This is a genomic window from Allofournierella massiliensis, assembly GCF_964241245.1.
In the GTDB taxonomy this organism is placed as follows: Bacteria; Bacillota; Clostridia; order Oscillospirales; family Ruminococcaceae; genus Allofournierella; species Allofournierella massiliensis.
Genome location: NZ_CAXSWZ010000023.1, coordinates 41,344 through 56,200 on the forward strand (window position 1 = coordinate 41,344; position 14,857 = coordinate 56,200).

A 14,857-nucleotide genomic window follows, 5' to 3' on the forward strand; every position below is an offset into this window, starting at 1 on the left:
GAAAAATTCTGCCATCTGCATTTCTTGCCCTACGGCTCGTAAACGAGCAAAATCCCAAAACCATATTTTCTCTCTATATGGTAGGCAATTAGTTTGTCATCTCGCTTCGCTCGCAAACTAAATGCTAAAGCAAGTAATTCGCACCAGCGTAGCTGGTGGTTGCTTTACACTCAACAAGAGTGCCGCCGCCGGAATATACCCGGTGACGGCACTTCTCTTTTCATAATGGTTTGGGCGTTTCCTCGCTCAGAGTTTCCACTGGCCGGACTCTTTACGGCCAGATACGAACGCTCGATACAGGCCCTCCTGGGCCATGAGCTGGCTGTGTGTGCCTCGCTGAACGATCTGTCCGCCGTCCAGCACCAGGATCTGGTCGGCGTTACGGACTGTCTTCAGCCGGTGCGCGATCATCAGAATGGTCTTGTCCCGGGTCAGGGCTTCGATGGCCTTTTGCAGTCGGTCCTCATTCTCCGGGTCTACATTGGCGGTGGCTTCATCCAGAATCACGATGGGAGCATCCTTCAGGATAGCCCGTGCGATGGAGATGCGCTGCTTCTCGCCGCCGGAAAGACTGGAACCACCCTCGCCGATGACGGTGTCATAGCCCTTGGGCAGGGTGAGAATAAAGTCGTGGCAGCAGGCTTTCTTTGCCGCGGCCACCACCTCCTCGTGGGTGGCGCCCGGGCATCCAAACTTGATGTTGTTTTCCACCGTGTCGGCAAAGAGATAGACCTTCTGGAATACCATGGAGATCTGATCCATCAGGCTCTCCAGAGTATAGTCTTTCACATTCTGACCGCCCACCAGGACGGCGCCGCTCTCCACATCCCAGAACCGGGCGATGAGATTGCACAGCGTGGTTTTCCCGGAGCCGCTGGGGCCCACGATGGCGGTGGTGGTTCTGTCCGGGATGGCGAAGGATACATCCCGCAGGATAGGCCGCTGGTCATAAGAGAACGAAACATGGTCGAAGGTGATGCCGTGCTCCCTGGGCGTGCCGGCCCGACCGGTCTCTGCCAGCTGGGGCATGGCGTCCGTCTCATCGGCATGGGCCATGCAGCTGCTGACGATACGCAGCAGGGACATGCCGCTGCCCGCCGAGGAGATCTGGGCAAAGACCAGGAAGGACATGATGACCACCATCAGAGCATTGGTCAGAATCATCGTTCCGGAGAGATAGAACCATACCGCCGCAAGCATCATGGCCACGCTTCCCAGCTGGAGCGCGATCCCCTGCGCCATAATATAAGGGGTGAACATCTTTTCGATGTTCAGGTTGCTGCGGCAGTTGTATTCCAGTGCTTCCTGCAAGGTGCGGTCACCCCGTCCGGTGAGGTTGAAGGACTTCACCACGCTCATGCCCTGTACATACTCCAGTACCGCCTCCACCAGCTTGGCCTCGGATTTCTGACGGTGCGGGGCGAGGGCGGCGGATTTTTTCTCCATGGCAGAGGTGATGAACAGATAAACCACGGTGGCCGCCACCACAATGAGACCGATCCTCCAGTCAAAAATCAGGATCATCACCGTAAAGACCAGAGCGTTGAGCAATCCTCCCAACATGGTCACCAACACCATGGGAGCCACAGTCTCCACATTGTCCAGTACAGTGGTGCAGACCCCGGTGAGCTCTCCCAGGCTGTTGTCGTTGAAGTAGCCCATGGGGACGGATTTCATCCGCTGCCCGATGGCCACGCGCTTATTGGCCGCCATGAAGTACCCGGCGTGGGTCTGCTGGAGTTGGGAGAAATACTTGGTCACGGCGCTGCCCAGAATACTGACTGCCAACAGACCCAGCGCCTGCCACGCCGTGGCAGGGCCGGTTTTTCCATCCAGCAGAGCCAGGATGGTGTAGTAGATGGCGGCAATCTCAAACATATGGAATACCGCATTGAAAAAGCAGGCGATCACCGAGCGCCGGATGTTGCGCTGTTCCTCACCGGCAAACCGCCAGATACCTCTGAATGTCTCGATCATACCGTTTCTCCCTCCTTTACACCCATGTGAGCCTGCCACAGATCGGCGTACAACGGGCAATGGCGCAACAGTTCTTCATGTCTGCCCTGTGCCTCGATGCTTCCATCCTTCACCACCACGATCTGATCTGCGCCGGTGATGGTGGACAGGCGGTGGGCAATGACGATGACCGTCTTACCCTCCACCAGTTTTGCCACTGCCCGCTGGACCACCGCTTCATTCTCCGGATCAATGTAGGCGGTGGCCTCGTCCAGAATCACCACAGGGGCGTTTTTCAGCATGGCCCGGGCGATAGCGATACGCTGCCGCTCTCCTCCGGAGAGATGGGCGCCTCCGCCGCCCACCCGGGTGTCATAGCCATGATCCAACTGGCAGATGAAACCGTCGCATCCGGCGGCTTTGGCGACTTGTTCCACTTCTTGATCCGTGGCATTTACCCGTCCCATACGGATATTTTCCCGGATGGTATCGTCAAAGAGGTAATTGTCCTGAGAAACAAAGGCCACTTGGTCGTAGAGTTGTTCCAGCGGGATACGGCTTTCCTCCACGCCGCCCAGGGTAATGCGGCCCTCGGTCACATCCCAGAAACCGGCGATGAGCTTGGCAATGGTGGACTTGCCCGAACCGGAGGGTCCAACCAAAGCGGTGAGGCTGCCGGCCGGAATGGTGAGGGAGATGTTGTGGAGGATCTCCTTGTCCTGAGCATATCCAAAGGAAACATGATCCAAGGCGATATCCGGTTTTCCCAGCTGTGCCGGCTGTGTTCCGTGATCCTGCTCCGGCTTCAGGAGGATCTCGTCCACCGAGCCCACGATGGTACCTACCTTGGCAAGATTATCCACAAAGCCCATGGCGGCAATGAGAGGTCCCACAATACTCATGGACAGGATGATGGTGGTGAGAAATACCTCTGCGGACAAACTGCCGTCCGTGTAGAAGATCCAGCCCACAGGCAGCACCGTAATAAGCGTGGTGGGAGCGATGGCATAGGCCAGCGCCATTCCAAACTGGCATTTCTTCATCCAGTTGTAGTAGTAGGCAGCATTGGCCCGTACCCGGGAGGAGAACTTCTCATAGGAGTTCTTTCCCTGATTGAAGGCCTTGATGACCTCAATGCCGCCGATGTACTCCACAATGGTCTCGTTCATAGCCTGGGTCGTCTCCACCGCACCCTGATAGTCCTTGCCATAGCTGCCCATAATGGCCATCATAAAAGCCATGCCCACAGGAATGGACACCAGACTCAGCAATGCCATACGCCAGTCCAGCGTAAACAGATACACGAGAACGCATACCGGCGCCAGCAGATTGGAGGTCATCTCTGGCAGCAGGTGAGCCAGCGTCGTCTCCATACTCTCCACCTGATCTACCACGATCTGTTTGAGCCGTCCGCTGGAGGTATCCAGAATATCTCCCAAGGGTAAGCGGGGCATTTTGGACAGAACCATCTTCCGGATGTCCCGCAGGATCTGGAAGGTGGCCTTGTGGGAGAGGGAAAGTGCCAGATTGTAAAGCAGGGTTTTGGCCAGATAGCCCCCCAGGGCCACCATACACCACAGAAGATAGAAGTTCCAGTCCTGCTGCCCGGTCAGAAGCGCTACCAGGATGTGCCCCGCTGAGAGATACGGCAGCAGCCCCAGCAGGACACCCGCCACCGCGCAGAAGATGGCGGCAATCAGGCCGCCGTGATGTTCCCTGCCCAGCTGCCACAACCGCAGCAACGGGCTTTGCGTTTTCTGCATAAATAAGCCTCCTTTAGTTAGTTATTGCTAACCTTTGGTTCTATGAAAAGGCCGCCGGGAAAGCGGCCTTTTGCACTACCGGAAGTTTTCGGGATGAAAGATCGTCTCAAATCCTGCCATGTGATAGCGGTTGAGCTGGCGGATATAGTGGAGCGCCCGGGCCTTATCCATGCGGTGCCGCACCGGCTCAAACATTCCGTTGAAGTAGGCGGTGGTAACGATATGGATCAAGTCCTCGGTGACCTGACCGGAGCGGACGCTCTCACAGCCGATGACCTCCATGTATTTGTAGGTGTAACTGACTTCGATCTCCACCAACTCGTCAATATAGTGGGCATATTCCGTCCCGGCGGCCCGGCGGAGCAGCAGTTCAAACTCCGGCAGGTGCTCATAGATGTAATCAAACAGTCCCTCCTGGGCATGGGCAGTGTAACGCCCCATCTCCTCCTGCTGGGTTTGGCCGTCAAACCGGTGAAAAGACTCCTGAATCTCCAAAAAACGGCGCTTCAGCTCTCCGGCAGCAGGCTCCACCAGGGCGCGGAACAATCCAGCCTTGTCGGTAAAGCGGGTATAGATGGAGCCGGTGCTGGTTCCCGCCGCCTTGGCGATGTCCCGCAGGGAGGCCAGAGCAAAGCCTTTTTCCAAAAATTCCCGACGGGCGCAGCGGAGTACATTTTCATAGACCCCTTCGATCTGCTTTGCCATGGTATCACCTCTCAATTCAAAACACTGTTTCATAACGATGTTTTGAATATACAACCAAAAAGCGAGTTTGTCAAGAGAGGATTTCCCCTTGACAGGGATAGAAAGGGATGTTATATTGATAATTAGATTATCGATAATTAAATTATCAATCATTGGGAGGGATGTTATGGCAAAACCGGATACTTCCATTGACCCTCGGATCATGGACAGCGCCAAAGAGGAGTTCCGGACGCTGGGCTTTGAGAAGGCTTCCCTGAAATCCATCTGCCAGCGGGCTGGGGTGACAACCGGCGCCCTTTATAAGCGTTACGCCGGAAAAGAGGAGCTGTTTCGCGCTGTGGTGGCGGATACGGTGGCGGATTTGGATGCTGTTTATGAGGAGCGGACGGCGGTGCCGGCATCCGCTCTCTCCGACGAAGATCTGATCCGGGCGTGGTATATGGATGAGGAATATATGCTGTGGTGGTTCCGCTTTCTCAATGAGCGGCGGGATGGCTTTGTGCTGCTGCTCACCGGAGCGGAGGGCACCGCCTACGCCAACTTCCAACACGACTGGGTGGAGAAAATGACGGAAGGCACCTGGACCTACTACGCCGAGGCCAGACGCCGGGGCTTGTGTACGGTGGATATGACGCGGGAGGAGCTTCATGTGGTCCTGTCCGCCTTCTGGACCACCATTTACGAGCCCTTTATCCACGACTTCACCTGGCCGGAGATCCAGCGCCACTGCACTTTGGTCTGCCGTCTCTTTGACTGGTACGCTGCCCTGGGATTCCCCAAGGGGTGAAAAACGCCTCTGCGGAGGCCTTTTTCTCGCTAATAAGTTAGCAATAACTAACCAAAAAAAGGAGTGATACTGTGTTTCAAAAAGTCCTGCGCTACACCGGACGCCACCGGAAGACGACTTATGCCTCCATTCTGGTACTGGTGGCCGGCGTGGCCATGAGCGTGCTGCCCTATTTCTTCCTCTACCGCCTGCTGAGACCCCTGCTGACTGGGGGCAGTCTCACGTTGGAGGAAACCCTGTTCAACGCCGGGGCCATGGCTCTGTGCATGGTCCTCTACAGCCTTCTTTATGTGGAGGGGCTGGCTCTGTCTCATCGCTCCGCCTATCATACTTTGGAAAACCTCCGGCTCCATCTCCAGAGCAAGCTGGAAAAGCAGCCCCTGGGCGCGATCCAGGAGAAGGGCGTTGGAGTCTGGAAGAAGATGTTCATTGACGACATTGAGAGCATGGAACTTCTGCTGGCCCACGCCCTGCCGGAAGGGCTGTCCAATCTGGCGGTGCCGGTGGTGGTATTTGCGGCCATGTTCCTCACGGACTGGAAGCTGGGTCTGCTTTCCCTCTGCTCCCTTCCGCTGGGCGTGCTGGCCATGGGCATGATGTACCGCTCCGGCATGAGCAAGATGGGAGACTACTACGCCGCCGGGCAGAAAATGAACAACACCATCGTGGAGTACATCAACGGCATGGAAGTCGTGAAAGTCTTCAACCGGGACGGAGAGTCATATCACCGCTTTGAGACCGATGTAAAAAACTACCGTGATTTTACGCTGGATTGGTTCCGGGCCTGCTGGCTGTGGATGGCCCTCTACACCAGCATTTTGCCCTGCGTGGCGCTGGTGCTGCTGCCAGCCGGCGGCTATCTGGTACTCACCGGCGCCTCCACCTTGCCGGATTACGCGCTGGTATTGTGCATGTCTTTTTCCGTGGGACCGCCTCTGATCCGAGCCATGAACTTTATGTCGGTGCTGCCCCAGCTGAGCTACAAGATTGACCAAATGGAATCTCTGTTCAATATTCCGCCCCTGAAAGAAGGAAAAACGGATTTCAACGGAAACGATTTGCAGATCCGCTTTGAGAATGTGCGGTTTTCTTATGAAAAGGACGAAGTCCTCCACGGCATCTCCTTCTCTGTCCCACAGGGGAGCCTCACTGCTTTGGTGGGAGAATCCGGCAGCGGGAAGTCGACCCTTGCCAAGCTGCTGGTCCACTTTTACGATGTGACGGGCGGACGCATCACGCTGGGCGGGCAAGACCTGCGAGAGATGTCCCTCGCCTCTCTGAATGAGCAGATCTCCTTCGTCGCGCAGGAGCAGTTCCTGTTCAACACCAGCCTGTTGGAGAACATCCGGCTGGGAAGACCCGGCGCCACCGACGAGGAGGTGCTGGCGGCGGCGGAACGGGCTCAATGCGGAGAGTTTCTGAAACGGCTGGAAAAAGGAATCTATACCATGGCCGGTGACGGAGGCAAGGGGCTTTCCGGCGGGGAGCGGCAGCGGATCGCCCTGGCCCGGGCGATTTTGAAGGACGCTCCCATCGTGGTGCTGGATGAGGCCACCGCTTTTTTGGACCCGGAGAATGAGGAGAAAATGAACGCCGCCATTGCCGAGGTGATCCGGGGCAAGACGGTCATCGTCATCGCCCACCGGCTTCAGTCCATTGCAGGTGCCGATCAGATCGTGGTGCTGGATCAGGGCAATGTGGCAGGGATTGGCCGCCACGATACATTGCGAAAGACTTGCCCCGCCTATGAAAAACTGTGGCGGGCTGCCGAGGGAGCCGCTGCCTGGCGTGTCTCTGCGGAGAAAGGAGGCGACGAGGCATGATCGCGCTGATGAAACGAATCCTGTCCGTATCCGGCCCCTATCAGGGGCGGATCAAGCTGGCCTTTGTCTTTGCGTTCCTGAAGGCCATGCTGTCCAAGGCCCCCATCGGTCTGTCCTTCTTGGCCCTGAGCGCTTTTCTCCAGAGAACCATGACGGCACGGCTGTGCCTGTGGCTGGCGGTGGGCACGGTGGGCTGCGTTCTGCTGGAGTGCCTGTGCCAGAACATCGCCGACCGGCTCCAGGCCGCGGCGGGCTATATGGTATTCGCCGATCTGCGCATGGAGCTGGGACGGCATCTGCGCCGCCTGCCCATGGGCTATTTCACAGAGGGCAACATCGGCAAAATCAGTTCCGTTCTGTCCACCGACATGGTGTTCATTGAGGAGAACTGTATGCACGACATTGCCAACATGATGAGCTATACCTTTGCCCAGGCTATTCTGGTGCTGTGGCTGGCCTTCCTGAATCCCTGGCTGGGACTGGCCGCCTTGGTGGTGGTGCTGATTATCTGGCAGCTGGGCCGCGCATCTCTGGGGAGCACCCTGGCCCACTCCGACATCCGACAGGAGCAGAGCGAGGCGCTCACACGGGCGGTGCTGGACTATGTGGAGGGCATCGGCATCGCCAAGACCTTCAACCTGCTGGGAGAGCGTTCCGCGCAGCTCACCGAGAATTTCGCCCGGAGCCGCAAGGTCAGCATCGAGTTCGAGGAGAGTCAGGCCCCCTGGATGCGGGCCCTTTATCTGGTGTGCGGTCTGGGCTCGGTGCTGATGATCCCCCTGTCTCTCTGGCTCTATGGCCGGGGGCAGCTCTCCATCACCTTCCTGCTGGGTGTCCTGCTCTTCGTCTTTGACCTCTTCGGTCCCATTAAAGCGCTCTATAGTCAAGCCACCCGCCTGACGGTGATGAACGCCTGCATGGACCGGATCGAGGCGGTACTGGCCCAGCCAGAACTACCTGACCGGGGCCGGGAGACCTTACCCAAAGCCGGCGGTGCCCCGGAGGTGGAGTTCCGAAATGTCACCTTCGCCTACGGGGAGAAAGAGGTACTGCATGATGTCTCTTTCACACTGGAGAAAAACCGGATGCTGGCCCTGGTGGGGCCCTCTGGCGGCGGCAAGAGTACGGTAGTCAACCTGCTTTCCCGGTTCTGGGATGTGAAACAGGGGCAGGTTCTGGTACGGGGCAGGGACATCCGTGATATTCCTCTCTCTGATCTGATGGATCAGATCTCCATGGTGTTCCAGCGGGTCTATCTTTTCCAGGATACCGTCTATAACAATATCGCCATGGGACGGACAGACGCCACACGGGAGGAGGTCTATGAGGCAGCCAGGAAAGCCCGATGCTATGACTTCATCATGGAACTGCCCGACGGCTTTGACACTGTTATCGGCGAAGGTGGAGCCAGCCTATCCGGCGGAGAGCGGCAGCGGATCTCCATTGCCCGCTGCATTCTGAAGGATGCTCCCATCGTCATTCTGGATGAGGCCACTGCCAGCGTGGACGCCGACAATGAGAGCTACATCCAGGAGGCCATCACCCAACTGTGCCGGGGCAAGACCCTGCTGGTCATTGCCCACCGGCTCAATACCATTCGCCACGCCGATGAGATCCTGGTTATCGACCAGGGGCGCATCGTTCAGGCCGGCGACCACGACAAACTTATGGCGGAGGAGGGCATTTACCGCCGCTTCATCACCGCCCGCTCCAATCCCACCGGCTGGTGCCGGTAAACACAGTGAGCCGAACGAAACGGAAAGAATGGCCGGGAGATGTATCCCGGTCATTCTTCGTTCTCGCTTCTTCCCTTGATTTATCCCAGAGAACATGCAAAACCAATATGGCGGCATCTTGCAATTTCGTGTGACAAAGAGTATGATGTAGTTAGCAATCGCTAACCATCATTGAGGTGACCATATTGTATGGATGACAACAAGCAGTTTTGGGAGCGGTTTTCACGGCATTACTCCGGTTTCATGCGCCGCTCCCAGGCAACCTATCAGCAGATATGCAAAGCAATGCGCCCTTTTCTGAAACGGGACATGGATGTGCTGGAGTTGGCCTGCGGAACAGGCCAGCTGTCCGTGCCGCTGTCTCCATGTGTCCGGAGCTGGGAGGCAACCGACTTTTCAGCTGAAATGATCCGTCAGGCCAAAAAGCAGGTGCACTCGTCCCGGCTCCATTTCTCCGTCCAGGACGCTACCCAGCTGCCCTATGGCCCGGAGAGCTTCGATGCGGTTGTGATCTCCAACGCCCTCCATGTCATGCCTCACCCGGAAAAAGCTCTGGCGGAAGCCTGGCGGGTTCTGAAGCCATGGGGATGGCTGTTCGCCCCAACCTTTGTCTGGGGCAAAAGTCGAAGCGCCAGACTCCGGCTCTGGTTCATGGGGCTGTCCGGCTTTCGGGTGTACCATGTCTGGACTGCCGGGGAGCTGATGGCATACCTGTCCGAGTGCGGCTATTCCATCGTTCGCCATCAGCTTCTCGGAAGTTCGTTGGTGCCGCTGTGCTGTCTGATAGCCAGGAAGATCCCGGATGAACGGACTGCGGCACGGCAGACCACCGTCCGGTCCGCGCAGCTCGATGATCCAAAAGTCAAGAAGGAGTGAGAGAACATGTGGAAGTACACAGTGGAAGTCAACGGAATGATGTGCGGGATGTGCGAGGCTCATGTCAATGACGCCGTACGCAAAGCCTGCCCGGTCAAAAAGGTAAACTCCTCCCGCAGCAAAAACCAGACTGTAATCCTCTCTGAAACAGATCTGGACACGGAGGCTCTTATGAATGCTATTCGCAGCACAGGGTATGAGGTCGGCACGATCCAGAAGGAGCCGTACAAAAAAAGAGGATTGTTCGGTTGAGCTCGTTGGCGGCAGCGGTCAGAAAAGAGGCGTGAATATGAACACGGCAATGCAGTCGTTTGGATATGGATTAGTGGCTCTGCTGTTTTGCATCGCTATTTTTAGCGTGTGCCATAAAATCAAAAAAGCCACCCGAAAGGTTTTGAAAAGCCAGCAGACACATAAGGATGAGCTGCCGTAAGCGTTTGGAGCTATGGAGCAGGTACGCTTGGCGGTGAACTTACACAGCAGGTCGCTCCTGATTTAAAAGCGCAGATCACATAAAAATGAGGTGGAGGCCATATCAAGGCTCCACCTCATTTGATATCCCGTGCCAAATGGCAGGTATTCACTTATCGCGTTGCCGCTCGATAGCAAAGTCCGCCAAATTTGCATAGCCTCATTGCCCGTGCGCATCTTCCCGCATTTTCGTTACCTGCTCCAAGTGCGCCTGCACAGCCGCAAAGGATTTTTCGCTGATCACATGCTCGATCCGGCAGGCATCTTCGGTCGCAGTCTCCTCGTCCACGCCCAATTCCATCAGCATCTGGCTCAACACCGTGTGGCGGGTGTACATCGTCTTAGCAATGGCAAGCCCGGTCTCCGTCAGGGTAATTGCTCCGTCAGCGTCCACATTCACATATCCGTCCTTTTTCAGAATGGACATGGCTCTGCTGACACTGGGCTTGGTAAAGCCCAACTGCTCTCCCACATCGATAGCCCGAACAAAGGCGCTGTTCTGAGAGAGAATATAAATAGTTTCCAGATACATCTGGCCAGATTCGTGAATCGCCATAGGACCCTCCCCAAAACGGACATTTTGCTTATTATAACACAGGCGTCCAAAATGCGCTATTTTTTTGTCAACAGATTCCATCCGTCCTCTTGACAAGCGGATTTGCCCTGTATATAATTGCATTAGTTAGCTACCGCTAACCACATTTACTGTCCGTTTTTTCATTTTGCCGTACAGTCTTCGCATGGACATGATTTTGTGAGGGAAACGCCTATGTCAGAGGATCTGCTGATTCGCCATTGTTCTCCCACCCTGGCCGGGATCAAGACGGGAAACCTCTTTTCCTGCGCCTGCCCCAGCCGGAAGGATCTGACGCGAGACTTGTGCCGGCTGAACAAGAAACTGGTGCCCAAGGGCATCCGCGTTCTGCCGCTCCGGGTTTGCAAAGGCCGCGCTTTGATTTACGCCTACCGGCCCAATGCGCTGGAGAGCGATCTGACCGATCACCGCGCCAGAGCCTTGCTTCTCAAATACGGCTATGTGCCGGAAAACCCCAACGGCTGCGTGGTTCACCTCATCCACCGGCTCCGGAGCGAGGGGGAATTTCCCCATGAGATCGGCCTGTTTTTGAGCTATCCCCCTGAGGATGTGCTGGGCTTCATCTGCAATCGGGCATGCAATCACAAGTGCGTGGGCTGCTGGAAGGTCTACGGCGACGAGCAGGCCGCCAGAAACATCTTTGAGAAATACGAGATGTGCAGCAAAATCTACTCCCGGCAGTGGCAGCAAGGGAAATCCATCGAGCAGCTCACCGTGGCTGGTTGATGTTTCTACCATAACAAATCCAGAAAAGAAAGGTCGCTAAAGTCTTATGAGTAAAGTTGCAGTTGTGTATTGGAGCGGCACGGGAAACACCGAGGCCATGGCCATGGCGGTGGCTGAAGGCGCCAAGGGCAAGGGCGCCGAGGTATCTGTGATCACCGCCGCAGAGTTCTCACCGGAGCAGGTCGGCGAGTATTCCGCCATCGCTTTCGGCTGCCCCTCCATGGGGTCGGAGCAGCTGGAGGAGAGCGAGTTCGAGCCTATGTTCACCGCCTGTGAGGGCAGGCTGAGCGGGAAGAACATCGCTCTGTTCGGCTCCTACGGCTGGGGGGACGGCGAATGGATGCGCAGCTGGGAGTCCCGCTGCAACGACGACGGCGCCAATCTGGCCTGTGAGAGCGTGATCTGCAACGAGGCTCCGGACGATGACGCTCTGGTAGCCTGCCGCGAGCTGGGCGCATCTCTGGCCTGACAAAAACACCGCAGAAGGCAGGAGGATCTCGTCTCCTGCCTTCTCTCTGTATCCCCAGCCAGCATAGGCGAAACCAATTTCGAACTCAGAGAAACAGGTCGTGAGAAATCATGCTGAAGGAATATTTATTGAGCCAGGGCTCCGGCACGGGCCGCTGGAGCCACGGTATGCCGGGGGTGCAGATCTGCCGCTTTTCCCTGCCGGAGCCGGTGCAGGAGCCCTTGCGGCCCATCCCGGTGTGCGGCGCACCGCTCCAGTTTGAAGTGCTGTTCTGCCTGACCGGCCGCCTTACTGTCCGAGCGTTGCAGGGTACTTCCTACACGGTGGAGGCTCCGGGGATCTTCCTCCTCTCCGACAGCTCCGCTCTCCGCTCGTGTCAGTATAGCGGAAATCTGGGCGGCATTTTGATCGCCGTAGACGCCAAAGCCGCAAAAGAAAGCCTTGTGACGGTCTGCTCCACCCTGGGGATGAGGTTGGACACCAGGATCGTCAAGGAGAAGATGACGGCAAGTATAAAGAATGGCTGTGGTGGTCTTAGTTCCGCCACAGCCATTCTTTTAAAGCTGCTATTACGCCCATAAATAATAATCCATTAATAGGCAGAGAATTAAGAACACAAAGGGTTAGGGAGAAAAGTACATTCCTCTTTCGAGCCTCATTTTTCTATCTTTTCTGGTGGTATAAATTCTAATAGATCGCCGATCTCACAATTCAACACCGTACAAAGCCTTGCGAGGACATCTATATCTAAACGAGTAATTTGGTTTTTACAATAATTATTGATCTGCGTCCGCTGCATCTCAGCCCGATGGCTCAGCATGTTCTTGCTAAGACCGGATGCCTTCAACAGCTCGTCCAGCTTAATCCGAATAGTTCCATATTCCACTTGCCAACCCTCCGACCACAAGAAATATGTTGACAAGTTTAGTGTACCCTTGGTAGAATAGAAAAATTAGATGTAGAAAATCTTGTCAGACTAATTGCACATATAGAATGCACAGTTTTGACTGGTTCTTTTGGGCCAATATGAATATATAATAATACAAAAAGCGGATAATCTTCAAATTTCAGCAAAACTGCCTAAAACCTAAGCGATTTCTAAGAAACCCCTAAAAATTCCCTATTATAATACCCCCATCGAAACGGTGAGGGGAAACGCACTTTTTGTCTGTTATCCCCGCAAGGGGAGAATATGGCAGGAAAGCGTATAGGGAGCAATGAACACCCGCCGGGGGTCAGGGAAAAAAGAGTAACATTACATACCGCAATCCTCCAAGGGGTTGCGGTTCTTTTTTATTCGACACCATTTGTCCTTACTCACTATATACCGCTAAACTGATTCCTCATCTGGATGGTATCAACGCGCTTACAATCAACGATGAGATTTATACCGCTGTTTTCGAGTCCATCTGCGATGCTGCACGCAAAGCGACAAAAGTCAAACAGGATGATCCGTATCAGGAGGTGCCATCTGCGGCACAGAAGCGTTACGGTTTGCTGAAACAGCTGATCAGTTACCTGATTGAAGAGGATGACATACAGATTGACTGTCTTCCCCCGGACCTCGACGGCAAAACATCCCACCTGTCATCGATTATGTCTCAGGTGGATGGGGTTCGCAGCTTGCCGCCTGACGAGCTGCTCGCATTGTGCAAAAACTCCCCGCTTGCCGATGTGATCAGCATTCTCACCGATACCGGACTTCGAATCGGCGAGTTTACCGGTCTGCTGTTTTGCTCGCTGGGCTATCTGGATGGATCGCAGGGACGGATGTATTATCTGCGTGTTTCCGGCCAGCTGCTGCCAGACGGCAAGCGCACCGAAATGCCCAAAACTCTGCCGTCCTATCGCATCATCCCATTATGCCCAGATGTAGGCGAAGCCATGTATCAACGGGTGATGACTTTGAGTGCAATCCATGGAGACCTCTCCCTGCAGCTGCTTTGCGGTCAATCGGAAGGTGACGCCTTCCTCACCGATCCCGCAACGATGCGCATTTATCGGGATCATCTGTCGAACGCTATTACTGATTTGCTGCGCAATGAGGGTATGCTCCAGTCCTTGTACGCTGCCAGACAGTTTGTATTCAATATCAAACAGCAAAACGATCACGTATACCGTCGACTGACCGGTCACTCGGAACGACGCAACTTCTGCACCTTCCTTTATTGTCACAGCGGTTTCGATGCTCCGGAAATCCCCAAACTGATGGGACATGCAGACAAAACCCGCAAACAACCGTCCACTTCATACGGGGCGACTCCCAGCGAGATATACCGCATGTGCCTGAGACGATATGTCTCTCAATCCTTGCTGCATTCTGCACAGCCTTTGCGCTACCAGGCGGATAACTTCAAACGCAGCGAAGTGCCTTCCTGCGCCCTGGAATTGACCCTGCCTCCTCACAGCAGTTATGACCTGATTGTTGATGATATGGATCCGGAAAACGAGCTGCATTTCTCCGGCACCCTTACCGCACAGAAGGTGCGTCAGGATGATTTCACGCCCGGTCCCTATCCCTATGCCCTTTTGGCGGATCCCGACATGTACATGGTGCGCAAAAAGAGCAAGCTCTTTTCTTGATGGCTGGTTTTTGATTCAGCATTAAAGAGCTGCTGATTCCGGAAGCTTCTTATGTCCTTTTTCAGATTCACTGCGGGATGGTCCGACCAACCGATCAGGGCCGCCCTGCTTTTTTATGTTCCAGAAATTGTTCGGGACAGAATACGCATTCTTTGGGAGGATACGCCCGGACCATTCTACGACTTTATATCCGGGCGTAGCGCAGTTGGTAGCGCGCCTGCTTTGGGAGCAAGATGGTGCCAGTTCTGTCGCTCGGACCTCCTTTCTTAGGAAAACCACCTTTTTAGGTGTCAGCCTGTCGAAAAAGGCCACCTATCGGTGGTCTTTTTCTCGTATAAGGAAAGGGAATGCGGTATAATGGTGTGGG

15 protein-coding genes and 1 tRNA gene are annotated in these 14,857 nt (G+C 55.3%); 11 read left to right on the forward strand and 5 right to left on the reverse strand.

Annotation, left to right across the window (positions count from 1 at the left end; all coding sequences use genetic code 11):
• Positions 1 to 246 precede the first annotated feature (246 nt).
• From ACESYO_RS12015 to ACESYO_RS12025, 3 genes are all read right to left on the reverse strand, one after another.
• Complete coding sequence (locus tag ACESYO_RS12015) at positions 247 to 1,977, reverse strand: ABC transporter ATP-binding protein (RefSeq protein ID WP_373210092.1); 1,731 nt, start codon at positions 1,975 to 1,977, stop codon at positions 247 to 249.
• Positions 1,974 to 3,719, reverse strand: a complete 1,746-nt coding sequence (locus ACESYO_RS12020) for an ABC transporter ATP-binding protein (protein WP_373210091.1) — start codon at positions 3,717 to 3,719, stop codon at positions 1,974 to 1,976. Before ACESYO_RS12020 ends, ACESYO_RS12015 begins: the two co-directional genes overlap by 4 nt.
• A 75-nt stretch (positions 3,720 to 3,794) precedes the next feature.
• Positions 3,795 to 4,424, reverse strand: coding sequence for a TetR/AcrR family transcriptional regulator (locus ACESYO_RS12025; RefSeq protein WP_040412592.1), 630 nt, complete (start codon positions 4,422 to 4,424; stop codon positions 3,795 to 3,797).
• Positions 4,425 to 4,590: 166 nt separating this feature from the next.
• Between ACESYO_RS12025 and ACESYO_RS12030 the strand changes: the two genes are divergently transcribed.
• From ACESYO_RS12030 to ACESYO_RS12055, 6 genes are all read left to right on the forward strand, one after another.
• Positions 4,591 to 5,211: a TetR/AcrR family transcriptional regulator gene (locus ACESYO_RS12030; RefSeq protein WP_373210090.1), complete on the forward strand. Its 621-nt coding sequence runs from the start codon at positions 4,591 to 4,593 to the stop codon at positions 5,209 to 5,211.
• 71 nt (positions 5,212 to 5,282) lie between these two features.
• Entirely contained in the window at positions 5,283 to 7,034 is a 1,752-nt protein-coding gene (locus tag ACESYO_RS12035) for an ABC transporter ATP-binding protein (protein WP_058964308.1), read from the forward strand.
• Positions 7,031 to 8,770 (forward strand): ABC transporter ATP-binding protein, encoded by a 1,740-nt coding sequence (locus tag ACESYO_RS12040; RefSeq protein ID WP_058964309.1) that lies wholly within the window; start codon positions 7,031 to 7,033, stop codon positions 8,768 to 8,770. Before ACESYO_RS12035 ends, ACESYO_RS12040 begins: the two co-directional genes overlap by 4 nt.
• A 189-nt stretch (positions 8,771 to 8,959) precedes the next feature.
• Positions 8,960 to 9,646: a class I SAM-dependent methyltransferase gene (locus tag ACESYO_RS12045; RefSeq protein ID WP_373210089.1), complete on the forward strand. Its 687-nt coding sequence runs from the start codon at positions 8,960 to 8,962 to the stop codon at positions 9,644 to 9,646.
• A gap of 6 nt (positions 9,647 to 9,652) precedes the next feature.
• Entirely contained in the window at positions 9,653 to 9,898 is a 246-nt protein-coding gene (locus ACESYO_RS12050; protein WP_373210088.1) for a heavy-metal-associated domain-containing protein, read from the forward strand.
• Positions 9,899 to 9,935: 37 nt separating this feature from the next.
• Positions 9,936 to 10,079 carry a hypothetical protein gene (locus tag ACESYO_RS12055; protein WP_242868380.1) on the forward strand — a complete coding sequence of 48 codons (144 nt, stop codon included), beginning with the start codon at positions 9,936 to 9,938 and terminating at the stop codon, positions 10,077 to 10,079.
• 198 nt (positions 10,080 to 10,277) lie between these two features.
• On the opposite strand, the gene ACESYO_RS12060 is transcribed toward ACESYO_RS12055, so the two are convergent.
• On the reverse strand, positions 10,278 to 10,673 hold the full coding sequence (locus ACESYO_RS12060) for a metal-dependent transcriptional regulator (RefSeq protein WP_040411889.1): 396 nt from the start codon (positions 10,671 to 10,673) through the stop codon (positions 10,278 to 10,280).
• A gap of 213 nt (positions 10,674 to 10,886) precedes the next feature.
• On the opposite strand from ACESYO_RS12060, the gene ACESYO_RS12065 reads away from it, so the two are divergent.
• The 3 genes from ACESYO_RS12065 to ACESYO_RS12075 all read left to right on the forward strand — a co-directional run bounded on the left by ACESYO_RS12065 (position 10,887) and on the right by ACESYO_RS12075 (position 12,488).
• A complete protein-coding gene (locus ACESYO_RS12065) occupies positions 10,887 to 11,438 on the forward strand; it encodes a DUF3793 family protein (RefSeq protein ID WP_058964313.1) in 552 nt (183 codons plus the stop codon).
• A gap of 46 nt (positions 11,439 to 11,484) precedes the next feature.
• The gene (locus tag ACESYO_RS12070) at positions 11,485 to 11,907 is read left to right on the forward strand and encodes a flavodoxin (protein ID WP_058964314.1); all 423 of its coding nucleotides are present in this window, start codon (positions 11,485 to 11,487) and stop codon (positions 11,905 to 11,907) included.
• 110 nt (positions 11,908 to 12,017) lie between these two features.
• Positions 12,018 to 12,488 (forward strand): hypothetical protein, encoded by a 471-nt coding sequence (locus ACESYO_RS12075; RefSeq protein ID WP_242868382.1) that lies wholly within the window; start codon positions 12,018 to 12,020, stop codon positions 12,486 to 12,488.
• Between the two features lie 74 nt (positions 12,489 to 12,562).
• Here the strand turns inward: ACESYO_RS12075 and ACESYO_RS12080 are convergent, their stop codons facing one another.
• Complete coding sequence (locus ACESYO_RS12080) at positions 12,563 to 12,793, reverse strand: helix-turn-helix domain-containing protein (protein WP_040648020.1); 231 nt, start codon at positions 12,791 to 12,793, stop codon at positions 12,563 to 12,565.
• Between the two features lie 608 nt (positions 12,794 to 13,401).
• On the opposite strand from ACESYO_RS12080, the gene ACESYO_RS12085 reads away from it, so the two are divergent.
• Positions 13,402 to 14,490: a hypothetical protein gene (locus ACESYO_RS12085; RefSeq protein WP_373210087.1), complete on the forward strand. Its 1,089-nt coding sequence runs from the start codon at positions 13,402 to 13,404 to the stop codon at positions 14,488 to 14,490.
• Between the two features lie 190 nt (positions 14,491 to 14,680).
• Positions 14,681 to 14,747, forward strand: a tRNA-Pro gene (locus tag ACESYO_RS12090).
• Positions 14,748 to 14,857: the final 110 nt, after the last annotated feature.